At 61.4% G+C, this 26,970-nt stretch carries 29 protein-coding genes; 18 read left to right on the top strand and 11 right to left on the bottom strand.

The genetic code is table 11. From position 1 onward, the window contains the following. The first annotated feature begins 146 nt into the window (after positions 1-146). The 3 genes from JL39_RS08380 to JL39_RS08370 all read left to right on the top strand — a co-directional run bounded on the left by JL39_RS08380 (position 147) and on the right by JL39_RS08370 (position 3,560). Entirely contained in the window at positions 147-629 is a 483-nt protein-coding gene (locus JL39_RS08380) for a VOC family protein (RefSeq protein ID WP_037148194.1), read from the top strand. 119 nt (positions 630-748) lie between these two features. Further along, on the top strand, positions 749-2,242 hold the full coding sequence (glpK, locus tag JL39_RS08375; RefSeq protein ID WP_037148192.1) for a glycerol kinase GlpK: 1,494 nt from the start codon (positions 749-751) through the stop codon (positions 2,240-2,242). Between the two features lie 112 nt (positions 2,243-2,354). Beyond that, positions 2,355-3,560, top strand: a complete 1,206-nt coding sequence (locus JL39_RS08370; RefSeq protein ID WP_052182736.1) for a D-alanyl-D-alanine carboxypeptidase — start codon at positions 2,355-2,357, stop codon at positions 3,558-3,560. Positions 3,561-3,570: 10 nt separating this feature from the next. Here the strand turns inward: JL39_RS08370 and JL39_RS08365 are convergent, their stop codons facing one another. From JL39_RS08365 to JL39_RS08345, 5 genes are all read right to left on the bottom strand, one after another. Beyond that, on the bottom strand, positions 3,571-4,143 hold the full coding sequence (locus tag JL39_RS08365; RefSeq protein WP_052182735.1) for an SH3 domain-containing protein: 573 nt from the start codon (positions 4,141-4,143) through the stop codon (positions 3,571-3,573). Between the two features lie 7 nt (positions 4,144-4,150). Next, positions 4,151-4,642, bottom strand: a complete 492-nt coding sequence (locus JL39_RS08360; RefSeq protein ID WP_037148190.1) for an invasion associated locus B family protein — start codon at positions 4,640-4,642, stop codon at positions 4,151-4,153. Positions 4,643-4,869: 227 nt separating this feature from the next. Beyond that, entirely contained in the window at positions 4,870-5,301 is a 432-nt protein-coding gene (locus tag JL39_RS08355; protein WP_037148188.1) for a glyoxalase/bleomycin resistance/extradiol dioxygenase family protein, read from the bottom strand. Positions 5,302-5,392: 91 nt separating this feature from the next. Next, the gene (locus JL39_RS08350; RefSeq protein WP_037148186.1) at positions 5,393-5,848 is read right to left on the bottom strand and encodes a GFA family protein; all 456 of its coding nucleotides are present in this window, start codon (positions 5,846-5,848) and stop codon (positions 5,393-5,395) included. 45 nt (positions 5,849-5,893) lie between these two features. Continuing rightward, complete coding sequence (locus tag JL39_RS08345) at positions 5,894-6,598, bottom strand: glutathione S-transferase N-terminal domain-containing protein (RefSeq protein WP_037148185.1); 705 nt, start codon at positions 6,596-6,598, stop codon at positions 5,894-5,896. A gap of 145 nt (positions 6,599-6,743) precedes the next feature. Here JL39_RS08345 and JL39_RS08340 point away from each other — a divergent pair, with 145 nt between their 5' ends. From JL39_RS08340 to JL39_RS08330, 4 genes are all read left to right on the top strand, one after another. Next, positions 6,744-7,118, top strand: coding sequence for a YciI family protein (locus JL39_RS08340; RefSeq protein ID WP_037148183.1), 375 nt, complete (start codon positions 6,744-6,746; stop codon positions 7,116-7,118). Next, positions 7,115-8,368, top strand: a complete 1,254-nt coding sequence (locus tag JL39_RS08335) for an RNA polymerase sigma factor (protein ID WP_037148181.1) — start codon at positions 7,115-7,117, stop codon at positions 8,366-8,368. Before JL39_RS08340 ends, JL39_RS08335 begins: the two co-directional genes overlap by 4 nt. Before the next feature lie 212 nt (positions 8,369-8,580). Next, the gene (locus JL39_RS31500; RefSeq protein ID WP_152601067.1) at positions 8,581-8,823 is read left to right on the top strand and encodes a hypothetical protein; all 243 of its coding nucleotides are present in this window, start codon (positions 8,581-8,583) and stop codon (positions 8,821-8,823) included. Positions 8,824-9,100: 277 nt separating this feature from the next. Further along, positions 9,101-9,571 (top strand): SRPBCC family protein, encoded by a 471-nt coding sequence (locus JL39_RS08330; protein ID WP_037148179.1) that lies wholly within the window; start codon positions 9,101-9,103, stop codon positions 9,569-9,571. 95 nt (positions 9,572-9,666) lie between these two features. On the opposite strand, the gene JL39_RS08325 is transcribed toward JL39_RS08330, so the two are convergent. Then, positions 9,667-10,575 (bottom strand): LysR family transcriptional regulator, encoded by a 909-nt coding sequence (locus JL39_RS08325; protein ID WP_037148713.1) that lies wholly within the window; start codon positions 10,573-10,575, stop codon positions 9,667-9,669. Between the two features lie 127 nt (positions 10,576-10,702). Here JL39_RS08325 and JL39_RS08320 point away from each other — a divergent pair, with 127 nt between their 5' ends. The 4 genes from JL39_RS08320 to map all read left to right on the top strand — a co-directional run bounded on the left by JL39_RS08320 (position 10,703) and on the right by map (position 13,832). Beyond that, positions 10,703-11,335: a pyridoxamine 5'-phosphate oxidase family protein gene (locus JL39_RS08320; RefSeq protein ID WP_037148177.1), complete on the top strand. Its 633-nt coding sequence runs from the start codon at positions 10,703-10,705 to the stop codon at positions 11,333-11,335. Position 11,336: 1 nt separating this feature from the next. Further along, positions 11,337-11,810, top strand: coding sequence for a nuclear transport factor 2 family protein (locus JL39_RS08315; protein ID WP_037148175.1), 474 nt, complete (start codon positions 11,337-11,339; stop codon positions 11,808-11,810). A gap of 163 nt (positions 11,811-11,973) precedes the next feature. Then, on the top strand, positions 11,974-13,062 hold the full coding sequence (locus tag JL39_RS08310; RefSeq protein WP_037148173.1) for an LLM class flavin-dependent oxidoreductase: 1,089 nt from the start codon (positions 11,974-11,976) through the stop codon (positions 13,060-13,062). A gap of 14 nt (positions 13,063-13,076) precedes the next feature. Then, complete coding sequence (gene map / locus JL39_RS08305; RefSeq protein WP_037148171.1) at positions 13,077-13,832, top strand: type I methionyl aminopeptidase; 756 nt, start codon at positions 13,077-13,079, stop codon at positions 13,830-13,832. A gap of 321 nt (positions 13,833-14,153) precedes the next feature. On the opposite strand, the gene JL39_RS08300 is transcribed toward map, so the two are convergent. Further along, positions 14,154-14,369, bottom strand: a complete 216-nt coding sequence (locus JL39_RS08300; protein WP_037148169.1) for a hypothetical protein — start codon at positions 14,367-14,369, stop codon at positions 14,154-14,156. Between the two features lie 197 nt (positions 14,370-14,566). Here JL39_RS08300 and JL39_RS08295 point away from each other — a divergent pair, with 197 nt between their 5' ends. Both JL39_RS08295 and sbmA read left to right on the top strand, forming a co-directional pair. Continuing rightward, on the top strand, positions 14,567-15,742 hold the full coding sequence (locus tag JL39_RS08295; RefSeq protein WP_052182734.1) for a YbfB/YjiJ family MFS transporter: 1,176 nt from the start codon (positions 14,567-14,569) through the stop codon (positions 15,740-15,742). Between the two features lie 170 nt (positions 15,743-15,912). Then, positions 15,913-17,184 carry a peptide antibiotic transporter SbmA gene (gene sbmA / locus JL39_RS08290; RefSeq protein WP_037148167.1) on the top strand — a complete coding sequence of 424 codons (1,272 nt, stop codon included), beginning with the start codon at positions 15,913-15,915 and terminating at the stop codon, positions 17,182-17,184. Between the two features lie 390 nt (positions 17,185-17,574). On the opposite strand, the gene JL39_RS08285 is transcribed toward sbmA, so the two are convergent. Further along, positions 17,575-18,555 (bottom strand): polysaccharide deacetylase, encoded by a 981-nt coding sequence (locus JL39_RS08285; RefSeq protein ID WP_037148703.1) that lies wholly within the window; start codon positions 18,553-18,555, stop codon positions 17,575-17,577. 200 nt (positions 18,556-18,755) lie between these two features. Here JL39_RS08285 and JL39_RS08280 point away from each other — a divergent pair, with 200 nt between their 5' ends. The 3 genes from JL39_RS08280 (at position 18,756) to JL39_RS08270 (ending at position 21,316) form a co-directional block, all read left to right on the top strand. Beyond that, positions 18,756-19,430 (top strand): tetratricopeptide repeat protein, encoded by a 675-nt coding sequence (locus JL39_RS08280; protein ID WP_037148165.1) that lies wholly within the window; start codon positions 18,756-18,758, stop codon positions 19,428-19,430. Positions 19,431-19,461: 31 nt separating this feature from the next. Next, positions 19,462-20,892 carry a ribosome biogenesis GTPase Der gene (der, locus tag JL39_RS08275; RefSeq protein WP_037148163.1) on the top strand — a complete coding sequence of 477 codons (1,431 nt, stop codon included), beginning with the start codon at positions 19,462-19,464 and terminating at the stop codon, positions 20,890-20,892. Positions 20,893-20,998: 106 nt separating this feature from the next. Beyond that, complete coding sequence (locus JL39_RS08270; protein ID WP_037148161.1) at positions 20,999-21,316, top strand: hypothetical protein; 318 nt, start codon at positions 20,999-21,001, stop codon at positions 21,314-21,316. Positions 21,317-21,584: 268 nt separating this feature from the next. Here the strand turns inward: JL39_RS08270 and JL39_RS08265 are convergent, their stop codons facing one another. Next, positions 21,585-22,649 (bottom strand): glycosyltransferase family 1 protein, encoded by a 1,065-nt coding sequence (locus JL39_RS08265; protein ID WP_037148159.1) that lies wholly within the window; start codon positions 22,647-22,649, stop codon positions 21,585-21,587. A 166-nt stretch (positions 22,650-22,815) separates the two neighbouring features. Here JL39_RS08265 and JL39_RS08260 point away from each other — a divergent pair, with 166 nt between their 5' ends. Then, positions 22,816-23,238 (top strand): OsmC family protein, encoded by a 423-nt coding sequence (locus JL39_RS08260; RefSeq protein WP_037148157.1) that lies wholly within the window; start codon positions 22,816-22,818, stop codon positions 23,236-23,238. On the opposite strand, the gene JL39_RS08255 is transcribed toward JL39_RS08260, so the two are convergent. Continuing rightward, positions 23,224-24,138, bottom strand: coding sequence for a sugar kinase (locus JL39_RS08255; protein ID WP_037148156.1), 915 nt, complete (start codon positions 24,136-24,138; stop codon positions 23,224-23,226). The genes JL39_RS08260 and JL39_RS08255 overlap by 15 nt on opposite strands. A gap of 144 nt (positions 24,139-24,282) precedes the next feature. On the opposite strand from JL39_RS08255, the gene JL39_RS08250 reads away from it, so the two are divergent. Further along, the gene (locus tag JL39_RS08250; RefSeq protein WP_037148153.1) at positions 24,283-25,932 is read left to right on the top strand and encodes an alpha-glucosidase; all 1,650 of its coding nucleotides are present in this window, start codon (positions 24,283-24,285) and stop codon (positions 25,930-25,932) included. A 58-nt stretch (positions 25,933-25,990) separates the two neighbouring features. On the opposite strand, the gene JL39_RS08245 is transcribed toward JL39_RS08250, so the two are convergent. Beyond that, on the bottom strand, positions 25,991-26,893 hold the full coding sequence (locus JL39_RS08245; protein WP_037148151.1) for an AraC family transcriptional regulator: 903 nt from the start codon (positions 26,891-26,893) through the stop codon (positions 25,991-25,993). Positions 26,894-26,970 lie beyond the last annotated feature (77 nt).

The raw sequence follows: 26,970 nt of genomic DNA, 5'->3' as shown, positions 1-26,970 counted from the left end.
GCAACGAAGGGCAGGTTATGCGCAAATCGGCCTGAATGGCAATCGGGCCTGAAAATTTGCCGTCGCCCGGCGTCATGTTGTCGGAAAGGGCGAAGCTCGGTCGTCCTTTGACGGCAAGATGCGGTCACTACACGAAGGAGAGACACATGACTCGAGTCGTTTCAAATCTTTGGTTCGAGAAAGAGGTCACCAAGGCCGTCGACTTCTACACGTCGATTATTCCGAATTCCGGCATCAATCGGACGACGTCTCTGGCGGCGGAGACTTACAGCGGGCCGCCCGGCAGCGTCATCATCATAGAGTTTACACTGGGCGGGCAGAATTTCCTGGCTTTCGAAGCCGGCGCCATGGACCGGTTCAATCACGCCTTTTCCATCGGCGTGGAATTCGACACCCAGGAGGAGATCGATCGCGTCTGGAATGCGTTTCTCGACAATGGCGGCACGGCGGCGCAGTGCGGATGGCTGAAGGACCGCTGGGGCCTGTCCTGGCAGATCCTGCCACGCGTGCTTGCCGACATGACCGCCGATCCCGACCGGGAAAAGGCCAGGCGCACCACAGAAGCCATGCTCAAGATGGTCAAGCTCGATATCGCGACCCTGGAACGGGCCTTTAACGGACAGGAGTGAACACGCTTATTTTCGCGGCATTGGCCGAGCCAAGCGCCAGCGTTTTCGTTTGACAGTCTGCGGCGCCTTCTGTTCAAACCCTGAGCCAAGGAATTTCGCATGGCTCAGGGAGGATTGGCATGGCGGGTTATGTTCTGGCGATCGATCAGGGAACGACCTCGACGCGGGCGATCGTTTTCGACGGCGACATGAAGATCGCCGGCATCGGCCAGAAGGAATTCACCCAGATATTCCCGAAATCCGGCTGGGTGGAGCACGATCCGGAGGAAATCTGGGAAAGCGTGCTTTGGACTGTCGGCCAAGCGTTCAAGGAAGCACGTGTCGAGGCCAAGGACATCGCCGCGATCGGCATCACCAATCAGCGCGAGACCGTCGTCGTCTGGGAGCGCGAGACCGGCAAGCCGATCCACAATGCCATCGTCTGGCAGGATCGCCGCACTGCAAGCTATTGCGAGAAGCTGAAGCGGCAGGGCCTGGAAAAGCTCTTCACCCGCCGCACCGGTCTGCTGCTCGACCCTTATTTCTCCGGCACCAAGCTCTCCTGGATGCTTGCCAATGTGAAGGGCACGCGGGCGCGGGCTGCCAAGGGCGAACTCTGCTTCGGCACGATCGATACGTTCCTCATCTGGCGCCTCACCGGCGGCCGCAGCTTCGTCACCGATGCGACCAACGCGTCGCGTACGCTGATCTACAACATCGCCGACAATCGTTGGGACGAAGACCTGCTCGAAATCCTGCGCATCCCGGTCGCCATGCTGCCGGAGGTCAAGGACTGCGCCGACGACTTCGGTATCACCGACGAAAGCCTGTTCGGCGCGGCGATCCCGATTCTCGGCGTTGCGGGTGACCAGCAGGCGGCGACCATCGGGCAGGCCTGTTTCGAACCGGGCATGATGAAATCCACTTACGGCACCGGGTGCTTTGCGGTGCTCAATACCGGGGTGGACCTGGTGCGCTCGAAGAACCGGCTGCTCACGACGATCGCCTACCGCCTCGACGGTGAGACGACCTACGCGCTGGAGGGCTCGATCTTCATCGCCGGCGCCGCCGTGCAATGGCTGCGCGACGGGCTTGGCGTCATCGAAAAGGCTTCCCAGTCGGGCGACCTGGCCGCCGAGGCCGATCCGCTTCAGGACGTCTATCTCGTGCCGGCCTTCACCGGGCTTGGCGCCCCCTATTGGGACGCGGAGGCGCGGGGCGCGATCTTCGGCTTGACGCGGGCGACCGGCCCGGCCGAACTCTCCCGTGCGGCGCTGGAAGCCGTCTGCTACCAGACCCGTGACCTGCTCGATGCGATGCAGAAGGACTGGCGCTCCTTCGACGGGGCGACAGTGTTGCGCGTCGATGGTGGCATGGTCGCCTCGGACTGGACGATGCAGCGGCTGTCCGACCTGCTCGATGCGCCGGTCGATCGTCCGACCATCCTTGAAACCACTGCGCTCGGCGCGGCATGGCTTGCGGGTTCGAGGGCAGGTGTCTGGCCGGATAAACAGGCTTTCGCAAAGAGCTGGGCGCGGTCGCGACGATTCGAACCGGAAATGGACGAAAAGACGCGTGCAACGAAGATTCGCGGCTGGAAGGACGCGGTGAGACGGACGCTGGTCGAAGGCTGATTCTTTAAGCTTGATTAACTATCGGGCGAAAACTTGAATTAAATTCAAGCGGCGTCATTTTCGCACCACCTTCCTTGTCATATTCTTCGCGGTAAATTGGAGAGGGTGAGAGATGTTTCGGATCCGGCGGGTTTTGACACTCCTGTCCCTGGCTGTCATCTTCCTTGGCACCGTTCGGGCGGCCGAGGCGGGCTACGCGCATTTTATCTACGATGCGAGGAGCGGCAAAGTTCTGGCGTCGGAGAATTCGGACGTCATCAATCACCCGGCATCGCTGACCAAGATGATGACGCTCTACATGACCTTCGAAGCGCTGCGCGACCGGCGTCTCTCGTGGAATGAGGAGATCGTCATGACGCCGAATGCAGCGCGCAAGGTCCCGTTCAAGCTCGGCGTGCCGGCTGGCCAGACGATCACGGTTCGCGAAGCGGTCCTTGCCATGGCGGTGCGCTCGGCCAATGACGCGGCCGCGGCGATGGCCGATCATCTCGGCGGGTCGGAAGCGCGTTTCGGAGAGATGATGACGAAGAAAGCCCGCGCGCTCGGCATGAGACGGACGGTGTTCCGCAATGCCTCCGGCCTGCCGGACAAGACGCAGGTGACGACGGCGCGCGACATGGCGATGCTGGCGCTGGCGCTCATCCGGGATTTCCCCAAGGAATATCAACTGTTTTCGCTGCGATCCTTCGAGTTCCGCGGCAAGAAGATCTCTGGCCACAACAACCTGATGTACCGCTATCCGGGGATGGATGGAATCAAGACCGGTTATATCGGCGCATCCGGTTTCAACATCGCGAGCGCCGTGAACGTCAACGGAAGACGGGTGATCGGCGTCGTCCTCGGAGGCAAGACCGCGCGCAAGCGCGACGACCGGATGGCGGAGCTTCTCGATCAGTATGTACCGGGAACCGGTACGGCTCCCGGTGGTCTCGTGGCTTTCGAGACCCAGAAGCGGCCGGCGGAAGGTACTGTTCCGCTCGCGTTCGCCACTCCGCCGAAGGAGATCACCCTTGGTGCTCCGCCGGCCAGGGCTTCGATCGCCAGTCTCTCCGCGACGCCGCGGGAATCCATGGGACCGCTCTGGCGCATCCAGATCGCCGCGGCCGGCAGCCGGGAGGCGGCCTCCGCCCTGCTCGAAAAGGCACTGCCGCTGCTTTCGGCTGATTTCGGTCAGATAGCGCCGAGCGTCGAGAGTTATGCAGATAGCGGCAAGGAGTTCTTCCGCGCCCGCTTCGTCGGTTTCGCCGACCGAACGGCGGCCACGCAGGCCTGCTCGGTTCTGCAGTCGAAAGCGATGAACTGCTTCGTCGTGCAGTAGGCTTTCTGCACTATTCGATCGTCTCACCGGGATAAACACCCCAGAGCGAACCCTGTTCGACAAAGCCGCTCAGGCGTTGCTTCTGCAGCGAGACTTCGCACCAGCTTCCGTCGCAGTGGTCAAGGTCGAGCCGGACTTCAGCAGACAGGCGGGCGATTATGCGAGCGTTTCGCGACGGAGCGGATCGCAGCGGGATGGGCTGCTTTATCCACGGACCGACGACGGCTGTGCGGCGGCTCGAGAGTAAAGGGGCGAACATCCATCCTGTCACTCCGTCCGGATCCCGGATGCGCCGCCAGTTTCCGTATTCCTCGGTAATTTCCACGGGCAGGCCGCGGGCCGAATAGATCCAGACCGTCGCATAATCGGTGGAAGGACCGACGCGCATATGCGCCCTGGAAGCTTTCAGGGATACGAAGCGCGGGATCGGGAATCCCGTTTCGCGGCCTTTCCTGAACCCCGCCACAAGGTTGGCGGCGGTCGCATCCCGATCCGCATGCGCCTCATGTGCGGCAAGGCCAAGGATGAGGCACATGGAAAGCAGGGACGAGGGCAGGAGGCAACCGGTGCTGAACCGTCTCATGCGCCAGTCAACGGCACTTGCGGACTTCCTGGAGAGCGGCCGTCACGCCGCGAAGCGAATAGGAATAGCTCGTATTGGTGCCGCGGCGGGAGATCGCTTCAAGCGTCATGTCGCTTCCGCCGCGCATGGCATCGACGAGAACCGGCTCGCGGCTCTGGTCGCGCACCCAGGCGATATTGTCCTTCGGCGCGAGGCGGAAGGTATCATTGCCGACGCTCACGCTGACTTCCGAGCCTTCCCTCAACGGATATCCCATGATGGCCTGGGGCGTGTAACCCGATGATCCTTGAGGGGCGAGCAGAAAGAAGTTGTCGCCATGGTCCACATTGGAGGGTTTCGATGTCACCGGGACGGAGAGCGCATAGCAGGTCGTCTGGCCGCCATCCGCGTAGGAATAGACGCCCCAGGCGTCGAACTGTGCGACCCGGGTCGGTTGGGCAGCGGCTGCTGTCGAAGCGAAGGCGAAGGAAAGAGCAAGGGCGAGGGGCGTGATCTGCATGATATCTCCACAACAGCAAAAAGACCCGGGAGATGGGCCTCATTCAGGACGGCGTCATTCAAGTTTCGATGGGTTATTGAAAGGTTAATATCTGTGTCAAACTGGTGATGGTCGCGGTCACAAAGGGTTGATGCCCGCGTGTACGGCGTCCCTCCAAATCAGGCGATGCGGCCGGAAACAGCCGCATCAGGGGCTTTCGCTGCGTGAAGTGATCTGAGTCCGGTTGGTTATTTCACCGGTGCGTTCATCGCCCAGGAAACACCGAACGGATCGCGGAGCTGGCCGTAACGGTCGCCCCAGAACATGACCTGCAGGTCCGTGACGACCTCGAGCCCGGCATCGACGGCCCGCTTCCACCAGAAATCGATGGCGTCGCTCGACAAGGGCAGCATCATGGTGAAGGCGGCCGGCTTTTCCAACGGATGGCCGTAGTCCGGATAGGCGTCGCCGAGCATGAGGGAGCTGCCGTTGAGATAGAGGTGGACGTGCATCGTCCGGCCTTTTTCGTCGAGCGGATGGAAGGCCTCGATCGTGGCGCCGAATGCCTTTTGGTAAAATTCCGCCGCCTTCATCGCGCCGTCCACCTGGAGATAGGCGACCAGCCCGCCGCGAACGGGCGGCTGGATCTGGGCATTGGCGGTTTCGGTCGTCGCATCCATGGAAATTCTCTCCTTTTCTATGACCGGTTCCGATCGAACCGGCCATAGGACGAGGAAGAGAAGGAAATTCCGACAAGGCAAAAAAAGAATTTTAGTTCTGTCCCGCGAATTCCTTCACCAGCCCCTCATAGTCTTCGAAGGGCGGAAACTTCTCGTAGGAGTGGACTGCAGGGGTGGCCGCCCAGGGGAGCCTTTCGGACGTGTAGGTCTCGATGAAGGGCGAAAACCATTGCACATCGTCGAGCATGGTGGGCCTGAGGTTGACGAACCAGTCCATGCCCTCCGGACGGGTAAACATCCAGCTCTTGCAGTGCGGGCAATGGTAGTGGTGGGCGTCGGGCCCATGCAGGCCGCCGATCACCGGCTCGCCCTGGATGACCTCGAAACCTTCCGCGGGAATAGCGGCTGAAAGCGAATAGGCGCTGGCGCTCATCTTCTGGCAGCCGGTGCAGTGGCAGGCCATGGTGAGGATCGGCTGCGCGCTGATCCTCAGGCGAACCTGTCCGCAGCGGCATCCGCCTTCGATCGGGAGATTGGGCTTGGGCATGTGAAACTCCGTTTCCTCGTCACGTATCGTTGCTGCGACCTCTGGTCAGGGCCGCTTCGGTATTTCGAGACCACGCTGCACCGCCGGGCGGGCAAGGCCACGCTCCAGCCATTGCGGGACGCGCTTCAACTCACCGTATTCGACGAGTTCCCCGGCGCCGTAGAAGCCGATCAGGTTGCGCACCCAGCCGAGCATCGAAATGTCGGCGATCGTGTATTCGTCGCCCATGATCCAGTCACGGCCTTCGAGCCTGCTTTCGATCACCCGGATCAGGCGATGCGATTCCTTGACGTAACGGTCGCGCGGACGCTTGTCCTCGATGTCCTTGCCGGCAAACTTGTGAAAGAAGCCGAGCTGGCCGAACATCGGCCCGAGGCCTGCCATCTGGAAGAACACCCACTGGATCGTCTCATAACGTTTCGCCGGGTCGGTCGGCAGGAGCTTGCCGGTCTTTTCGGCAAGGTAGAGGAGGATCGCGCCGGATTCGAAGAGGACGAGCGGCTTGTCGCCCGGACCATTGGGATCGATGATCGCCGGGATCTTGCCGTTCGGGTTCAAGGACAGGAATTCCGGCCCCCAGGTCTCGTTCTCACCGATGTTGACGAAATGCGGTTCGTAAGGAAGGCCGATCTCTTCCAGCATGATCGATACCTTCACGCCGTTCGGCGTCGGTGCCGAATAGAGTTGCAGCACGCTCGGATCTTTGGCGGGCCATTTCTTGGTGATGGGGAAGGCGGAAAGATCGGCCATGGGATTTCCTTGGTGAAGGGATTTGTTGCGGGGCGACTATAGCCAGCGGAGCGGGATGTGCCAGACGTGCAAGGTTGAGATTTTTTGATGCGTCCTGTCGGTTCTGCGGTTACTCCTTCGTCTTCAACAGGAGAAGGAGACAGACATGCTTTATGCCATCCTTTGCTACGCCCATGAGGAAACCGTCTTTGCATGGTCCAAGGAGGAGGAGGACGCCGTCATGGCCAGACTCCATACCGTCCAGGAACCGATGGCGCGAGCCGGAAAGCTTGGCCCCACCGGCCGGCTGATGCCGACCACAGCCGCCACCACGGTCCGCAAGGGCAGGGAGGAGCCGCTGGTGCTCGACGGACCCTTTGCCGAAACCAAGGAAGCGCTGCTCGGCTTCTACACAGTCGATGTCGACACGCTGGATGAAGCGATCGCCTTTTCCAAGCAGCTTTCCGCAGTCAATCCGGGCTCGACGTCCTATGAGATTCGGCCCTTTTACGTCTTTCATCCGGGAGAAATGAAAACATGACAGATATCGCCTGGATCGAACTTGCGCTGACGGCGGCCCGACCGCAGGCACTTGGCGCCCTGCTTCGCTACTTCCGCGATCTCGATACAGCGGAAGAAGCCTTTCAGGAGGCTTGTCTTCGTGCCATCCGCACATGGCCCGAAAAGGGGGCGCCGCGCGATCCCGCCGCCTGGCTGATCTTCGTCGGCCGCAACAGCGGCATCGATGCGGTCCGCAAGCGTTCCAAGAACGACCCTCTGCCGGAGGAGTCCGCCTTTTCCGATCTCTCCGATGCCGAGAACGATATTGCCGACCGGCTCGACAATTCCAATTACCGCGACGACATCCTGCGGCTGATGTTCATCTGCTGCCACCCGGACCTGCCGAACACCCAGCAGATCGCGCTTGCACTCAGGATCGTTTCAGGCCTGACCGTGCCGCAGATCGCCCGCGCCTTCCTCGTCAGCGAGGCGGCCATGGAGCAGCGCATCACCCGCGCCAAGGCACGCGTCGCAAAGGCCGGCGTTCCCTTCGAAACGCCCGGGGCGGCAGAGCGGGCCGAGCGTCTCGGCATCGTGTCGGCGATGATCTATCTCGTGTTCAACGAGGGTTATTCCGCCGGCATCACCAATCCGGACAACGCCGCCTTCTGCGAGGAGGCAATAAGGCTCGGCCGGCTTCTGCTCCGCATCTTTCCCGCCGAGCCGGAGATCATGGGGCTCACTGCGCTGATGATGCTGCAGCATTCGCGCGCCAGGGCGCGGTTCGACGGGCAGGGTCAGATCATCCTCCTCGACGATCAGGACCGCGATTTGTGGGACCGCAAGCTGATCGGTGAGGCGCTCGTCTTGCTCGACAAGGCGATCCGCCACCGGCAGCCCGGTCCCTATCAGGTGCAGGCGGCGATCTCGGCTTTGCATGCGCGCGCCGCCCGGCCGGAGGATACGGACTGGAAGGAGATCGACATGCTTTACGGCCTGCTCGAACGAATCCAGCCGTCGCCGGTCGTGACCCTAAACCGGGCCGTTGCGGTTTCGAAGCTGGAGGGACCGGAGGCTGCGCTCGATTTGATCGCACCGCTTGCCGAAAAACTCGACGGCTACTTCTATTTCCATGGCGTCAGGGGAGGGCTCCTGATGCAGGTCGGACGTCATGGAGAGGCCCGCGTCGCCTTCGACCGGGCGATCGCGCTTGCCAATTCACCGGCCGAATGCGCCCATATCCGCCAGCAGATCGACAAGCTCGGCGCCGTCGCCTCTCCGGTGGAGTGACCGCGAATAATCAACGCCCATCGACCAGCAATCCGGAAGTCCTGAGTACGATCTCGTCGATGGGAGAGTGTTCAGGATGACGGCTTCTACCTCGATCGACAGAGAGACCTACTCCCTAAGCGCAACTACACCTTAGGCAGGCATGCTTGCTATAAAGCGGATGCTGTAGCGAATTCAGCAGGCAATACGAATCCGACTATCGGAGGTAGATCATGACCGGCAAGCTTCCTGCGAACGCTCTGCTCGCCGTCCTGTGCTCGTCCTGCGCTGCAACTGGTAGTAACGGCACCTATGAAATCCCGAACTATTCCTACAATACGGGGGGTGGCTGTGATCGGGGCGCTCCCGCGGGAAAGCTCGACCGTCCGTGCAACGTCCCCGTCCTCGGCTACCATGGCTTTGTTGATCCCACTATCGGCGTCCAGTCGGGAGCGCCCGGCGGTTTCGGTCTCTAGTCTCCGCACCCTTCCGGCGAAGAGCAGCTAGCTCTCACCTGCAAACGTGGGTTCGAAACCCGATTTCCAAACGAAGTCTGGCGCAGTCCAATCACCCGATACCTGTCTGGTGGTAGCGTGATCTGCGCTTTCAACAGCGTCCGCCGCCGGCCGCCTCGTGGAGCCTCTTCCGCAAGGCGAAAAATTCCGGGACACGGTTGTCGGATCTTGTGCCGTTTATACGTCCTAGGTTCAACATCGGATGAGATGTTGTTCAAGACCCAAGGGAGACAGGAAAATGAATGCCAATGCCGCCAAGCACTCGCTGCAGCTCGTTCGTGAAATGGACGTCCCCGCCGACAAGCTCTACAAGGCCTGGACCACGCCCGAGCGGATGGGTGAATGGTTCTGCCCGAAACCATGGAAGGTTACCGAAGCCCGTATGGACATCCGTCCCGGCGGATCGAGTTATATCCTGATGGAAGGGCCGGAGGGCGAGAAGATCCCCAATTACGGCATCTATCTGGAAGTCGTGCCGAACAGGAAGCTCGTCTTCACCGATGCCTATACGAGCGCCTGGGTGCCGTCCGAAAAGCCGTTCATGACCGCTGTCGTCGAGTTCGAAGATCTCGGCAACGGCCGCACGAAATATACTGCGACGGCCTTGCACTGGACGGAAGAGGACAGAAAAGCTCATGAGGAAATGGGCTTTCATGAAGGCTGGGGCATCGTTGCCGGTCAGCTCGAAGAGATCGCCAAGACATTCTGAGATCGCCCGAAATGCGAATCGAATCGAGGGGATGGCGCCATCTCCTCGATTTTTGATTCAATCTGCGGCAGTCCCTTTTCAAAGGTATGCCGCGGTCAGAGCGAGACCTCGTCCAGGCGACGGCGCAGTCGGGGTGCTGCAAAATCGATGAAGCTGCGCATCTTGAAGGGCAGTGTTCCCTGCATCTGGTGCAGCAGGTAGACGGGCAGCGCGGGCGGTTCGAAATCCGCGAGCACGACCTGCAGCAACCCCTCCCTGACGGGGCCGGCGGCCTGGTAGGAGAGGACGCGGGTTACGCCGACGCCGGCGACCGCCGCGTCGAGGGCTGCTTCCGCCGTATTGACTGAAAGCCTCGTCCGGACTTCGACGGTCTGCTTGCGTCCCTTGCCGGACCGCGTGAAGGCCCATGTCATCGGCCCTAGCGCATCGAAGCTGACACCGGGCTTGCCCGCAAGGTCGTTCGGGCTGGCGGGCAAACCGTATTTTCCGAAAAACGCCGGACTGCCGCAGACAACGCGCCGAACCTCGCCGACCTTTGTCGCCACCATGGAACTGTCGGGGAGCCGGCTGATCCGCACGGCAAGATCGACCTGGTTCTCCAGCAGGTCGATATTCCGGTCCGAAAGCACGAGCCGGACGTTGATTTCCGGATAGAGCGACAGGAAATCGTTGACGACCGGCAGGACGTGAAGCCGTCCGAAGACGACCGGCGCGGTGACGACGAGATCGCCGCGCGGCGCGCTCTGCTCTCCTGCCGCCGTTCGTTCCGCGTCGCCCACCTCGTCAAGAATGCGTTTGCAGGACTGGAAATAGGCGCTGCCGGCATCAGTCAATGCAAGATGCCGTGTCGTGCGGGCAAGCAATCGGGTGCCGAGATGGGCTTCCAGTTCGGCAAGCTTGCGGCTGACGGTCGGCAACGGGATGTTCAGCTTACGGCTCGCCGCCGTAAGGCTTCCCGTTTCCACCGCCGCCACCAGGATAGACATCGCTTCGAACCGGTCCATGATCCTCTCATTTTTCGAGACAATATCTTTCGAGAATAGGAGATTATGCGAAATTTCAAAAGAAGCTATCTTCAATGCGGTCCACATCCCGGCGGCGGGATGCGATGGCGTCCGCCAAGGAGGTGACATGGCTTACACATTTCTCGACCTTGTCTCGACGCCGAGCGTCAAGGCGGCCCAGGAAGCCAATGGCAGCCGGGATTATTTCGAGGTTGCCGGCAAGGACCGCAGCTTCGACCGGTTCACCCCGTCGGAAGCCGCATTCATCGCGGGGCGCGACAGTTTCTATATGGCGACGGTCTCCGAAAACGGCTGGCCCTATGTGCAGCATCGCGGCGGGCCGGCGGGTTTCCTGCAGGTACTCGACCCGACGACATTCGCCTGCGCCGACTTCCGGGGCAACCGCCAGTACATTTCCGTCGGAAATCTCGGGGCCAGCGATCGGGTGTCGCTCATCCTGATGGATTATCCGAACCGCAGCCGTCTGAAGATCTTCGCCCATGCCGAGATTTCCACCGATCCCGCAATCCTCGCCAAAGTGGCGGTGCCGGATTATCGGGCGAAGGTGGAGCGAGCGCTGGTATTTCACCTTGAAGCCTTCGACTGGAACTGCCCGCAGCACATAACGCCGCGCTTCACCATGGCCGATATCGAGGAGGGCGTTGCCGCCCTGCGGCAAAGAATAGCCGTGCTCGAAACCGAGAATGCGGCCCTCAGGGCCAACGCCCTTTCCGCCAGCGCCCCTTCCCAAGGAGAATGACATGGAAACCGCCGATCGTCCGCCGCTGCCGCCCTTCACGCTTGAAACCGCTACCCAGAAGGCGCGGCTCGCGGAAGATGCCTGGAACAGCCGCGACCCCGCCCGCGTGGCGCTCGCCTACACGGCGGACAGCGAATGGCGCAACCGCGCCGAATTCATCAAGGGGCGTGCCGAGATCGAAGCCTTCCTGACGCGCAAATGGGAGCGGGAGCTGGATTACAGGCTGATCAAGGAGATCTGGGCCTTTCACGAGAACCGCATCGCCGTCCGCTTTGCCTATGAATGGCATGACGACAGCGGCAACTGGTTCCGCTCCTACGGCAACGAGAACTGGGAGTTCGATGCGCACGGGCTGATGCGCCGGCGGATCGCCAGCATCAACGATGCGCCGATCATCGAGGCGGAGCGCAAGTTCCACTGGCCACTTGGCCGCCGGCCGGATGACCATCCGGAGCTGAGTGCGCTCGGTTTGTGAGTTTTTCGCAGCCGCGCCACCTTTCCAGCCGGGGGGCGGTTGCGCCTGCCGCTATCCAATCCATCGAACGATTCCTTCGAAAGATTAGCGTTTGCGTGAAAGGTGTCCCGTCACTATCTGACGGACACATTCTCAAGGCATCAACCAAACGGATCTTTCGACCATGGAACTCGGCCTGCATACTTTCGGTGATGTCGATGCAACGGCGCTTGACAAGGGCGCGGAAGGCGCGCGCCGGATCAGAAACCTCCTCGAGGAGATCGAGCTTGCCGATCAGGTCGGACTCGATGTCTTCGGGCTCGGTGAGCATCACCGGCCGGACTATGTGATTTCCTCGCCCGCGACGGTTCTCGCCGCCGCGGCTGCCCGGACGAAAAACATCCGCCTGACGAGCGCCGTCTCCGTTCTCTCTTCCGACGATCCGGTGCGCGTCTTCCAGCAGTTCGCAACCCTCGACCTCATCTCGAACGGTCGGGCTGAGATCATGGCGGGCCGCGGCTCGTTCATCGAATCTTTCCCGCTGTTCGGCTACGATCTCGGTGATTACGACCAGCTTTTCGAGGAAAAGCTGGACCTGCTACTCGCCATCCGGGACACGGAAATCGTCACCTGGGAAGGCGAGAAGCGCGCGCCGATTCACGGCCGCGGCATCTATCCGCGCCCATTGCAGGACCCGCTGCCGGTGTGGATCGCGGTCGGCGGCACGCCGCAGTCGGTGGCGCGGGCAGGGGCTTATGGCCTGCCGCTTGCGGTCGCGATCATCGGCGGCGAGTATCCGCGTTTCGCTCCGTTCTTCAACCTCTACCGCGAGGCGGCGCGCCGCGCAGGCCACGATCCGGCGGTGTTGAAGACCAGTATCAACGTGCACGGTTTCATCGCCGATACGACGGAAGCCGCCGCCGACCAGTTCTACGGCCCGCAAGCGGAGGTGATGAACCGCATCGGCCGCGAGCGCGGCTGGGGACCGACCAGCCGGGCGCATTTCGACCAGTCGCGCTCTGCCCTCGGCAATCTCTTCGTCGGCGAGCCGGAACTGGTCGCGGAAAAGATCGTCGCGGCGCACAAGGTATTCGGCATGGACCGGTTCCTCCTGCAGATGGCGATCGGGCCGATGCCGCACGATCAGATCATGCGCGGCATCGAACTCTACGGCACGAAAGTCGCCCCCATTGTCAGAAAAGAATTAGGGGTCGTCAGAAAAGAATTGACGGGCTCGGCCGATGGCGCGAAACCGGCCGCTCAACAGGCATAAGGAACGGGCAGGCCATGGTCATCTCCACCGAACACGAACTCGCGAAGCTGAAGGACATCGGCCGGCTCTGCGCGCAGGCGGTGGAGACCATGGCCAAGGCGCTGGAGCCCGGCATCACGACCCGCGAACTCGACGATATCGGCCGAAAGATCCTGGAGGATAACGGCGCGCAGTCCGCGCCGGAGACCTGCTACAAGTTTCCGGCGGCGACCTGCATCAGCGTCAACGAGGAGGTGGCGCACGGCATTCCGGGCGGCCGGGTGATCAAGGCCGGCGATCTCGTCAATATCGACGTGTCGGCGGTGAAGGACGGGTTCTTCGGGGATACGGGCGCTTCTTACGCCGTGCCGCCGGTCAAACGCGAGATCGAGAAACTCTGCCGTGACGGGCGGCGGGCGCTGTGGACCGGCCTGCAGCAGGTCAAGACCGGCAAGCCGATCGCCGGCATCGGCAATGCGATCGGCGCGTTCGCGAAGAAGAACCGCTATACGCTGATCACCAATCTTTCGAGCCACGGCATCGGGCTGACGCTGCACGACGAGCCGAAGGAAATTCCGACCTGGCCCGATCCCGGCGAGAGGCGCGTCATGCAGGAAGGGCTGGTCTTCACCGTGGAACCCTTCCTGTCGCTCGGCGCCGACTGGGCCGAGGATGGCGGCAACGGCGATGTCTGGACGCTCTACAGCGATCCGCAGGCGCCGACCGTCCAATACGAGCACACGGTGGTCGTGACCCGCAACGGACCGGTAATTTTGACGCTGGCTGCGTAGGTGGGCGCGTGCCTTCCGTTCCTACCGCTGGTCCCTGCGTAAGGTCGGCCTGCTGCCACACCGTTCTATGGAAGTCGCAGCATATCTTGGAGGATGTTACTGCTCTGACTTCCAAACCCTTATGAATCTCGCCGAGAAGGAGAAACAATTAGCCAGTTCGAGATTTATTATCTGGTCACTCCACTGATCGGGTTGGCTATTGTCGGCGGTATCTTCGCCTATCGTCACTTTGCGCAACATCGTTGAGGCCAATCGAAGTCCGTCCTCCAGGGGACGACGGGAAAGGCCATCGTTCCCGCAAAAGGCCCACACCTCCCGGTCTCAGATCAGCCTGTTCTTTTCCGACAGAACATCGACGCGGCGATAGAAGGCATCGGCGCGTTCCTCATGCAGGTGAGCCACGAGCCGGCGCTTATTGACGCGGGCGGCGCTCTCCATCAATTGCGCGAAGGCGGCATACCCCACATGGTCAGCCTTGCGCAACTGGGCGATCAGCGGATCGACAAGCACTTCCGATAGGGTCAGATCCTGTTCCATGGCTCAACCTCCACGGCCCCGATGGTAACTATGTGCAGGAGAGTGTGCTTCATTCATGTCAGCAACAAGACAAAAGTCGCATTGCATCGCATCAAATCGTTGCGGCAACTGCGTGATAATCCGTTATCAGCGTTGTTCATCGCAGCGATGACAATTCCTCATTTGTCGGTTGATGCTGCGGCTGCGATAAGAGCACCATGCTGCAGATGAACACGAGCTATTCCGGCAGGCCTCTGCTGATCGGCTTTGCCGGCGCCCTTGCGATGGCCGCGGCCATGGGGTTCGGGCGCTTCTTCTACACGCCGATCCTGCCGGGCATGATGACGGGCATTCCGCTTTCGGCGGCCGATGCGGGTACTATCGCCGCCGGCAATTTCGCCGGTTATCTGGCGGGCGCGATCATGTCGGCCTACGGATGGGCGACCGGGCGCGAGCGGCAGGTCGCGCTTGGCGGCTTGCTCGCGACGGCGATCCTGCTGGCGGCCATGGCCGCGACGACATCGGTCTTCGCCTTCACCGTGATCCGGTTCCTGGCAGGCGTCGCGAGCGCGTTCTCGATGATTTTTTCCTCGTCGATCGTGCTGCCTTATGCCGCCGGTCGTGACAATGTGAATGTGCTGCATTTCGGAGGTGTCGGCCTGGGTATTGCGCTCTCGTCGGCATTGGTACTCGCCGTCAACACGATGGCCGGAGACGGCGCGCATGGCTGGCGTCTGAACTGGATTGCCGGTGCCGCCATCGTGCTCGTCGCGCTCGCCGTTGTCTTCTGGCTCCTGCCGCGGCCGACCTTCGGCAAAGCCCCGGTCGTCGAGCCGCCACTTGAATGGCGCATGCCGCTCACGCTGCTTACCGCCTCTTACGGGCTGTTCGGCTTTGGCTACGTGATCACCGCGACCTTTCTTGTCGCCATTGCGCGGATGGGGGCGGCGGGGCCGATCGTCGAATTCCTCGCCTGGTTCCTGACGGGCACGGCGGCAGCGGTTTCGCTCATTCTCTGGCGGCCGGTGGTCAAACGGCGCGGGCTCGGCAAGGCCTATGTCGCCGCGCTTGCGGTCCAGGCGGTCGGCGTGGCGGGCTCCGTCTTGCTGCCGCCCACGGCCGGCGCGCTTGTCGGCGGGCTGCTGCTCGGCGCGACCTTCATGGTCGTCACGGCTTACGGGCTGCAGATTGCCCGGACGTTGTCTCCTGAAAGCCCTCGGCGGGCGCTCGCCTTCATGACGGCCGCCTTCGGCACCGGTCAGATCATCGGCCCGCTGGTGGCGGGCTGGGTAGCGGAACGGACCGGCAGTTTTGCCGCTGCGACCATGCTTGCCGCAGCAGCCCTTGGCATCTGTATCCTGCTCGCCCTGCCGGTCGCGCGGCGGCCGGAATGAAAACCGGATTACGGTTTTCCGAGCGCGCAATTACCGTTGCCTGAACACGCGGTTACAATTGTGTAACGATGGCGTGCGGCCATTGCCGCTCCCTTGGAACTGCCTTAGTTTCGCGCTCTACAGTCGTTCCCGACCTTCAGAGATCTCGAACTCAGGAAAGCCAAAGCTCCGTGTTCCACTCCTTCTTTCCCAGACCGAAACCGTTTTTCATCTCGGCCTTGTTATGGGCCATCGTAGTCATAGGGTCCTGGTATGCAGGTGGAAGCGCAGTCGGGCCAGCCATCGGTTTCGCTCCGCGTGATGCAAATGCAGCCGTGGACGTCTCGCTTTTCTGGTCGGGGCCGTTCCTTTGGTTCTATTTATATTACGCCGTGGCCACTGCGATCTTTGCTGCCTTCTGGTTTTTGTACGCGCCTCATCGGTGGCAGTATTGGTCGGTGCTGGGAAGCGCACTGATCGTATTCGTTACCTATTTTTCTGTGCAGGTGAGCGTGGCGTTCAATGCCTGGTACGGTCCTTACTACGACCTGGTTCAGCAGGCGCTTGCGAAAACCGCCCCGGTTACGGCAGAGCAGCTTTATACCGGGCTTCTAGGTATCACCGGTATTGCCTTTGTCTCCATCACCGTCAGCGTGCTGAACCTTTTCTTTGTCAGCCATTACATCTTTCGTTGGCGCACGGCGATGAACGACTTTTACATGGCGAACTGGTCCAAGCTGCGCCACATCGAGGGCGCCTCGCAGCGCGTGCAAGAAGATACGATGCGCTTTTCCTTGACTGTCGAGGGACTTGGCGTTGGTTTCGTCAGGGCGATTATGACGCTGATCGCCTTCATGCCGGTGCTGTTTTCCTTCTCAAATACGATCAATGAACTGCCGATTGTTGGCGAAATCCCACATGCGCTGGTCTGGGCGGCGATCCTGTGGTCGCTGTTTGGTACTCTTTTCCTGGCGTTGGTGGGAATCAAGCTGCCTGGCCTGGAGTTCCGCAATCAGCGCGTCGAGGCCGCGTATCGTAAGGAACTGGTGTACGGTGAAGATCATGAGGATCGCGCCCAACCGGCGACCGTGGCGGAGCTTTTCGCGAATGTGCGGAAAAACTATTTCCGTCTTTATTTTCACTATCTCTATTTCAATATTGCCCGCTTCTTCTACCTGCGTGCGGACGATCTCTACAGCCTGCTCGTGCTGATCCCGTCCATCGCGGCCGGGAAAGTTACGCTGGGCATCTTTACCCAGGTAGGCAATGTCTTCGATCAGGTGCGTACATCATTCCAATACCTCATCAATTCCTGGACGACGATCGTCGAGCTGATGTCGATCTACAAGCGTCTCAAGGCCTTCGAAGCGGCGATTTATGACGAGCCGCTGCCGGAGATCGACAAGCATTATCTGGAGCGCGAGGCCGAAGTCGGCGAGCTTGCGGCCGACCGTCCGTACTGATCCTTTCTCGCCGCAGCACGTTTGGCCGCGCCGGATGTCATGTCCGGCGCGGTTTTGGTGGGAAAAGGGCAGGCGGGCATTTCAAAGGCATTGGGCATTCAGGCTTTCCGCCTGCCCCGATCGCGTTTTGCGGTTTTGAAAGAGGTGTCAGTTCTTCCGCTGCCGCGTGGCACGACCATCACCGGAAACCGGACCCTTCGAGCCAGATGAGGAGGCCGGTTCTAGAACCCGGTTTCCCATCCGATGACGGAAGTGATTATGGCGCAGGTCCGAAGGGCGGGGATAAGGCGGGGAAATGAAGGCCGCTAAGTGGTTGAGGGATTGAGGGAAGATCTTTCGCAATGATGAATCCATCCTCTCTCCCGGCAGGCAGGGAGGGGCGTCCTGAGATCAAAGCCCCGATGTCTCCTGTCGCTTGCCGCGTTCCTTGAGCATCCTGATTGCCTCCGAATAGCTGACGCAGGCGACGTCCTGCTTTCCGCAGACGTCCGTCACCAGCCGCTCCATGGCGCGCCAATAGGCACCGCCGTTCATCTCCACGAAATGCAGGCCGATCTGGAGCGGGATGCGATTGCCTTCATATTGCCGGTCGAAGGCGGCCCTGAAGGCCGAATAGGCGCGTTCCTCGAACTCCCCCGAACGGCTCGGGTTCTCGATGCCGGCCGAATGACGAATGAAGAGATTGTAGTCCATCGCAATGATCGGCCGGTTCGATGGTCCTTCGGGGATGAGCGGCAGGCCGAAACGGATGAGGCCATCCTTTTCCTCCGGCATGGCAGGGCCTTTGGTGACGAGGCTCGCGTCATATCGGAAACCGGCCTTCCTCTCGGCCTCGACCAGGCCGGGGCTGACGGAGAAATAGGGCGCGCGGAAGCCGGGGACGTCGTTCTTAACGAAATCCTTCCAGCCGGCCGGTTCCTCGGCCTCCGCGCCGGCGATTTTCCAGGCATCGGTCAGAACATTGTGAAAGGTCGTGAATTCGGTCTCCCAATCGGCCGCCGCCCAGTTCTTGCCGTCGAAATGGCCGCAGGTATGGCTCGATATGTCATGGCCTTCGAGATGCGCTTGCCAGACGTGAGCAAGCCTGCCGCGTGCCTCCTCCGCGGTTTGAGCGAAACCGATATTGGACTTGCCGGGCCTCTGGTGCGGCCCCTGATAGCTCTTCGCATTGGCACGCTCGATCACCAGCGTGCAGGAGAGAAAATAGGTGAAATGCGCGTTGGTGCGTTTGGCGAGATCGCGGCTCCTCTGCCAGAGATCGTTCGCCCCCGCTCCATCGAATGATATCATCACCAGCTGCTTCGGTTTTTCCGTCGCGTCAGCGCCCCAGGAGGGTAGCGAAAGGCAGAGGGCGAGGGGAAGGGCGGACAAACGCATCAATGAAACCTGAATCACACGGAAAGGAAGCTTGCTTCATGAAGACCGAATGAGGCGAAGCTTTGAACAGGCCACTCCGGGACATCATCGTTAACAAGCTTTCCGAGATTTGTGAGAAGGGCCTTACATCTTCGGGAAAATAGGCTAGAAGGCGCTTTCTTCTTGAGATTGAGGCCGCCGGGCCGGAGACTTTGATGACGCAGCACGACGACAGCTTTATCCGCGAGGTGAACGAGGAGCTTCGCTCCGATCAGGTGAAATATGCCTGGAAGCGCTTCCGGCCTCTGGTGATCGCGATCGTTGTGCTGATCGTCGGGGGCGCGATTGCCAAGGAGAGCTACGAATGGTGGGATACGCACAGTTCCTCCCAGTCCGGCGACAAATTCCTGGCGGCGCTGAAACTCGCGTCGGAGAACAAGCAAGACGAGGCGCTTGCGGCTTTCGAAGCACTGGAGAAGGACGGTACCGGCGCCTATCCGGTACTCGCCAAGATGCGCGCCGCCTCCGTCCAGCAGGCCAAGGGCGACACGGCGGCTGCCATCGCAGCTTTCTCCGAGGTCGGCAAGGACGGGCAGGCGCCGCAGGCGATGCGAGACCTTGCCAAGATGCGCGCCGCCTGGCTGCTCATCGATACCGGCACCTATGAACAGGTTGCGGCGGAAGTGGAATCCATGGCCGTCCCGGCCAACCCGCTCGCCAATTCCGCCCGCGAGGCGCTCGGGCTTTCCGCCTACAAGGCTGGCGACATGAAAAAAGCCAAGGAATGGTTCCAGCAGATCGCCAACGATGCTGCCGCGCCGCGCAATATTGCAAACCGCGCGCAGATCATGCTCGACAACATCACCGCCTCCGGCAAGGCATCGTCTTAATTCTTTGCCTGCAGGTCTTTAAGGAAACAGGATGAGCTTTACCGTCGCCATCGTCGGACGCCCGAATGTCGGCAAGTCCACGCTTTTCAACCGGCTGGTCGGAAAGAAGCTGGCGCTTGTCGACGATACGCCGGGCGTGACCCGCGACCGCCGGCCCGGCGACGCGAAGCTCGTGGACCTGCGCTTCCGCATCGTCGATACGGCGGGTCTCGAAGAGGCGGGCCCCGAGACGCTCCAGGGCCGCATGCGGGCGCAGACCGAAGCGGCGATCGACGAGGCGGACCTTTCGCTTTTCGTGGTCGATGCCAAGATGGGGCTGACGCCGGTCGACCAGGCGCTTGCCGAGATGCTGAGAAAGCATGGCAAGCCGGTGGTGCTCGTCGCCAACAAGGCGGAAGCACGCGGTTCCGATGCTGGTTTCTACGACGCGTTCACGCTTGGCCTTGGCGAGCCGGTGCCGATCTCTGCCGAACATGGCGAAGGCATGCTCGATCTGCGCGACGCCATCGTGGAGGCGATCGGCGAGGACAAGGCCTTTCCGGAACCGGACGAGGAGGCCGAGACGAATGTCGATCTGCCCGTGGCGGGTGCGGAAGGCGGCTCCGACGAGGAGGAGGGCGAATCTGCCTATGACGAGACGAAGCCGCTCAGGGTGGCGATCGTCGGGCGGCCGAATGCCGGCAAGTCGACGCTGATCAACCGCTTTCTCGGCGAGGACCGGCTTTTGACGGGGCCGGAAGCCGGCATCACCCGCGACTCGATCTCGGTTGAATGGGACTGGCGCGGCCGCACCATCAAGATGTTCGATACGGCCGGCATGCGCCGCAAGGCGAGGGTGCAGGAGAAGCTCGAAAAGCTCTCCGTCGCCGATGCGCTGCGCGCCATCCGCTTCGCCGAGACGGTGGTGATCGTTTTCGACGCGACCATCCCCTTTGAGAAACAGGACCTGCAGATCGTCGATCTCGTCATCCGCGAGGGCCGCGCGGCGGTGCTCGCCTTCAACAAATGGGACCTTGTCGAGGATGTGCAGGCGACGCTCGCCGACCTGCGCGAAAAGACCGAGCGGCTGCTGCCGCAGGCGCGGGGCATCCGCGCTGTGCCGATCTCCGGTCAGACGGGCTACGGCCTCGACAAGCTGATGCAGAACATCATCGAGACCGACCGGGTGTGGAACAAGCGTATCTCGACCGCGAAGCTCAACCGCTGGCTCGACAGCGTGCAGGTGCAGCACCCGCCGCCGGCGGTTTCCGGCCGCCGTGTCAGGCTGAAATACATGACGCAGGTCAAGACCCGCCCGCCGGCCTTCATGATCTCCTGCACGCGTCCGGAGGCGCTTCCGGAAAGCTACGTGCGCTATCTGGTGAACGGCCTGCGCAACGATTTCCAGATGCCGGGCGTGCCGATCCGGGTGCATTTCAGGGCCGGCGAGAACCCGTTCGAGGGACGAAAAAAGAAGCGGTAGGCCCTTCGCCAACGGCGGCACCCCCAAGGTCAAAACAGGGGTATGCCGTTCATGTCTGGTTAAACGAATCGTGCTGCTATGACGCCATGTTTTGAAGGGATTTCACATGGTCAGCGCTGTTTCATCCTCTACCGCCTCCACAGTTCTCAGTTCCTCCTCGTCCTCTTCCGTGAATGTCTCGGAAATCGAGGCTCAGATCGCGGCGAAAAAAGCCGAGCTCGCCGAGGCGAAGGACGAAGATACGAAACAGTCGGTCCAGAGCGAGATCAACGCGCTGGAAGCTCAGCTCGAAAGTCTGCAGGCCAGCACTTCCAACGAGCAGGCGTCGAGCGCCGGAAGCCAGCTTTCCGGTGAAAGCGGCCGTATCGGTTCCGCCAATTTCGACGAAGATACCGAATTCGGCGATCGCATACTCTACGCATGATATCCCAAGGCTTGCCGGAAACCCGTGCAAGCCGCAAGGAACGAAAGTTGCCGCCTGATGGGCGGTGGTTGGCACTTCAGCGTGCAGGGATTGCATTCACGGGCACGACGTGATCGACTGCGACATTATTTCGCGGCAGGGGAGTTGCCGCGCGCTGGAGGAGAAATTCATGATAGTCGTCGGCCTTCTGGCATCCGTCTGCCTTGCAATCGGCAGTATCGCTTTTTTTGTCTGGCGCGACAGAAGGGCCGGCTGACTGCCGGACGGCTCAGGCCGTTGACGGTCTGGCGTCGGTCGATGGGCCTTTGATCATTGGCCGTTGCCCCTGAGCGATCATCACGTTGTTGAGGAACTGCTTTGATGCCGCTTCCCAGGTGAAGTTGCGGGCAAGCTTTCGCGCATTCTCGCGGGAGCATTTCAGCGCCGCAAGGCAGGCCTCGCGCAGATCCTCGTTCAGCGCTCCGGCGCCTGATCCTTCCTCGATGATATCGATCGGCCCGGTGACGGGATAAGCGGCGACCGGAACGCCGCTTGCGAGGGCCTCCAGGATCGTGTTGCCGAATGTATCGGTCTTCGATGGGAAGACGAAAACATCGGCCTGCGCATAGGCGTGGGCAAGCTCGTCACCCGTCTTCATGCCGGTGAAGAGCACGTTCGGATACCGTTTCTGAAGATCGGCGCGGGCAGGGCCGTCGCCGACCACGACCTTCGAGCCGGGCAGGTCGATGTCGAGAAAGGCCGGCAGGTTCTTTTCCACCGCCACCCGGCCGACCGTCAGGAAGATCGGGCGCGGCAGATTGAACGGGCGCTCATCGAGCTCCATCGGATGGAACACGGTCTGATCGATGCCGCGGCTCCAGCGTAAGAGGTTCTTGATGCCGAGTTTGGAAAGTTCGCGTTCCAGGCTGGCGGTCGCCACCATGCAGCCGTTGCCGGCATTGTGGAACCAGCGCACGAAGGCATGCAGCCAGCGCAGCGGAACGGGGAAACGGGCGGCAACATATTCCGGGAACCGCGTATGGTAGCTGGTCGAGAAGGGCACGTGCTTCTTCAGGCACCAGCGGCGGGCAAGAAGTCCGAGCGGGCCTTCAGTGGCGATATGGACGGCGGTCGGCTGCGTCGCCTCGATCGCGGCTGCCACGCGGCCATAGGTGGCGACGGAGAGCCTGATTTCCGGGTAGGTGGGGCAGGGGATGCTGGCGAAATCCTGCGGCGTCACCATCATCACCTCGACACCCATGCGATCGAGTTCCCGATTGGTATTCTCGATGGAGCGAACGACGCCGTTCACCTGAGGATACCAGGCATCCGTCACGATGGTGATTCTGGTCATGCAAGGCCCAGCCCGGTTGCCGGTCCGCACACGACTCAGGCGTGCTGCGGACATGTCTCGCCCTCTATCGTAAAGGATTGTTACAGGAGGATGAAGGGGGGCGGAGGCTCTCCGATTGAACGGTGACCTGATTGGTGGGATGCTCGAAACGCAAGGAGGGCGTGTCATGGTGTCTTCGACCATCGAGCTTCGCAATGTTGCAGGTACGGAAGCGGCAATGGGTTGGGCCGGCAGCCATACGCTTGTCGTCGATCGCCCTGAGGGAAAGGCGGGAGGACTGGGCCTCGGTTTCAACGGGGCACAGCTTCTGGCATTGGCGATCGGCGGCTGTTTCTGCAACGACCTGCGTTATGTGGCGCACGACATGGGCATCGAGATCGACGCGATCGCCGTCCGTGTCACTCTGGAGTTGGACGGCTCGCCGCTTATCGCGACCCGGGCTGACCTTGATGTCACCTGCACGTCCCGAGACCGCATCGATACGAGTGCGCTGATCGACCGTGCGCGGCGAGTTTGCACCGTCGCCAACTCCGTCATGCGCGGCTTTCCGGTTTCGTTCCGGACGGCGGACCAGTCACCCCGGCAGTAACGCCGGGCTGATCAGCGCGCCATGGTGGCCGATAACGACGGAAGCGATGCTCGCGCCATAGGTCGTGGCTTCCGCAGGCGAGACGCCCCGCACGAGGCGCGACAGAAACGCGCCGTTGAAACTGTCCCCGGCGCTGGTCGTGTCGACGATCTGCAGGGTCGGTACAGCCGGAACGTGGATTGCCGTGGAACCGCCGAAGCTCAAGGTAATGCCCTCAGCGCCATTCTTCACGACGACGTTTTCGACGCCCAGCGCATGATAGCGGGCGATGGTATCGGTGACGGTCGCATCGCCGAAATGGGTCGCCTCGTCGTCGAAGCTCGGCAGCACCAGATTGGCGGCACGGGCGCCGGCCTCGATCGTCTTCAGCATTGTGTCCCTGTCCGTCCAGAGGCGCGGTCGGATGTTCGGATCGAAAGCCACCTGTTTGCCCGCCGCCTTGGCGCGGCGCAGCTCTGCAAGCAGCGTCTCGACCGCTTCCGGCGCAAGGATGCCGAGCGTGATGCCCGAGAAATAGATGATGTCGGCAGCCTCGATTGCTGCCCGGAGATCGTCTGGATCGTCGGCGAGCTTCCTTGCCGCCGCCGTATCGCGCCAGTAGCTGAAGGTGCGTTCGCCGTTCTTCAGCGTGATAAGGTAAAGGCCTGGCGTCTTACCTTCGATACGGCGGATATGGCCGGTGCCGATGCCGGCCTCCTTCATGAAGACGAGCATTTCGGACGAGAGCGGATCGTCACCAAGCGCGGTGAAATATTCCACCGTCCACTCTGCCGGAAGGCAGGCACGCGCATACCAGGCGGTGTTGAACGTGTCACCGGCAAAACCCTTGCGCAGCAGTCCTTCGCCTGCCTGCGACAGTTCCACCATGCATTCGCCGATCGAAAGAAGCCGCCCGCCCATTTTCGTTCCCTCCGGTATCTCGACCAAGTCGCATAGGCCGAAGTGCCGAAGATGGCAAGAGCGTCCAGGGCCTTGCTTTTGCGTTGTCTTTTGTTCGGGGGGCACTAGGTTGGGCGGGAACAAAGGAGAAAGGAGAGTCGAGACATGGCGACTGAAGCGGTGAACAGAACCGACGCGAACTGGTGGCGCGGCGCAGTGATCTACCAGATCTATCCGCGTTCCTTCCAGGACACGACCGGCGATGGACTCGGCGACATCAAGGGGATCACCGCCCGTCTGCCGCATATCGCCTCCCTCGGCGTCGACGCCATCTGGCTGTCGCCCTTCTTCACTTCGCCGATGGCGGACATGGGATACGACGTTTCCGATTACTGCAATGTCGATCCGATGTTCGGCACGCTGGCGGACTTCGACGAGATGATGATCGAAGCCCATCGGCTGGGGCTGAAAGTGATCATCGACCAGGTCATCAGCCATACGTCCGACCGGCATCCCTGGTTTGTCGAAAGCCGCTCAAGCCGCACCAATCCCAAGGCGGACTGGTATGTCTGGGCCGACCCCAGGGCGGATGGAACGGTGCCCAACAACTGGCTTTCGATCTTCGGAGGCCCCGGTTGGGAGTGGGACGGGGTGCGCAAGCAATATTACATGCACAACTTCCTGATCTCCCAACCGGACCTCAATTACCACAACCCGGAGGTCCAGGAGGCGGTGCTGGACACGGTGAAGTTCTGGCTGGACCGCGGCGTGGACGGGTTCCGGCTCGATACCGTCAACTACTATTTCCACGACAAGCAACTTCGCAACAATCCGCCGATGGTCTATGACACCGAAGGGGCGGGCATGGAGACGGACACCAATCCCTATTCCATGCAGAATCACCTCTACGACAAGAGCCAGCCGGAAAACATCGGGTTCCTGAAGCGGTTGAGGGCGTTGCTCGACAGCTACGAGGGGCGGGCGACCGTGGGCGAAGTGGGCGATGGACCGCGTTCACTGACGACGCTGGCGATCTATACGAGCGGCAACGACAAGCTGCACATGTGCTACACGTTCGATCTGCTCGGTCCGGCCTTCTCCGCGGCCTATATCCGCAAGGTGATGACGACCGTGCAGGACACGGTCACCAACGGCTGGGTCTGCTGGGCCTTTTCCAACCACGACGTGGTGCGGCACGTCACCCGCTTCATCGAGGTACCGGAAGAACAGGACCGCGTCGCAAAGCTGTCGATCACGCTTCTTTCGGTGCTGCGCGGTTCGATCTGCCTTTATCAGGGAGAGGAACTGGGGCTGACAGAGGCGGAACTTTCCTACGAGGATCTGCGCGACCCCTATGGCATCCGCTTCTGGCCGGCCTTCAAGGGACGCGACGGATGCCGTACGCCGATGGTATGGGAGGCGGGTGCGCCGCATGCCGGCTTTACGGAGGGAGCCAAGACCTGGCTGCCGGTACCGCGCGAACATGCCGCGCGCGCCGTCGACGTGCAGGAGGCCGATCCGGCTTCCGTGCTCCACCACTACCGGGCGACGCTTGCCTTCCGCAAGGCGCATCCGCCGCTCACTGATGGTGACATGACTTTCCTCGACACCAATCAGGACCTGCTCGCCTTTGTGAGGGAGAAGGGTGGTGAAAGCCTGCTCTTCGTCTTCAATCTGACACGCATGCCGCAGGATTACACGCTGCCCAAGCGGCTCGGCGATTGCCTGCCGGTATCGCCACCTGGCTTTGCGTCGCGGCTTGAGAAGGGCGTGGTGAGGCTCGATGCCTTGGATATGTTCTGCGCGCGGGTGTGATCAATCTTTATGTGAATGTCGTCATCCCAAAACGGGCGGCCGCCTTTGACGGCATGCATCAAGCCTGCGCGTAATGCGCAGGCTCGCTTCTCAGCCGCGCTATGTCCTTGATCGGCGGGGCGCCGAAGAGGCGGCGGTATTCGCGGCTGAACTGCGAAGGGCTGTCATAACCGACGCTGTGGGCGGCAGTCGCAGCATCCATCGCGTTGCCGAGGATCAGCCGGCGGGCCTCCTGCAGGCGAAGCTGCTTCTGGTATTGCAGCGGGCTCATAGCCGTCACCTCGCGGAAATGCTGGTGCAGCGAGGACGTGCTCATGCGCGCCTCCGTGGCGACCTGCTCGATCGAGAAGGGAGCGGTGAAATTCTGGCGAATCCAGGCGATCGCACGGTTGACCTGCTGCAGCCGGCTTTCCGGCGCCAGCATCTGGCGGATCATCTCCGCCTGACCGCCGCGCAGCATGCGGAACATCAACTCGCGCTCGATGAGCGGCGCAAGAAAGGCGATCTCGTCGGGCCGGTCGAGGAGCTGCGCCATCCGGATCGCGGCGTCCAGGAATTCCTGCGTGGTTTCGCAAACGCCCACACATTTGCAGGGGGACGCGGATGGGCCGAAGGCATGCGGCATCTCGACCAGCATGTCGCTCAGGAGCTTCATGTCGAGATCGAGCCGGAAGCAGAGATAGGGCTTGTCCTCGCTCGCTTCGATGACCTGTCCGGTGACAGGCATATCGGCCGAGACGACCAGATACCGGCCGGGGCTGTAACGGAAGATCTGGTCGGCCAGCATGACCTGCTTTGCACCTTGCGCGATGATGCAGACCGATGGCTGATGGATGGCATGCAACGGCTCGGTCGGCTTCGATATGCGGATGACCGAAAGGCGCGGGATCGCGGTTTCGAGAACGCCATCGCCTTCGGTGTTTTGTGCAATCAGTTCGGCAAGTTTGGCGATCTTGTCCATCCGGTGGCTCTCTCTTGTCCTGGAAATACCTGAATCGGCGGCCCTGCTTGTCGGGCGCAAAGTCCATATGGGTGGCG

This window comes from Rhizobium sp. YS-1r (genome assembly GCF_000757525.1).
Classification (GTDB): domain Bacteria; phylum Pseudomonadota; class Alphaproteobacteria; order Rhizobiales; family Rhizobiaceae; genus Neorhizobium; species Neorhizobium petrolearium.
The sequence above is the reverse complement of the archived record's forward strand: the minus strand, read 5'-3'. Positions and strand labels throughout refer to the sequence as shown.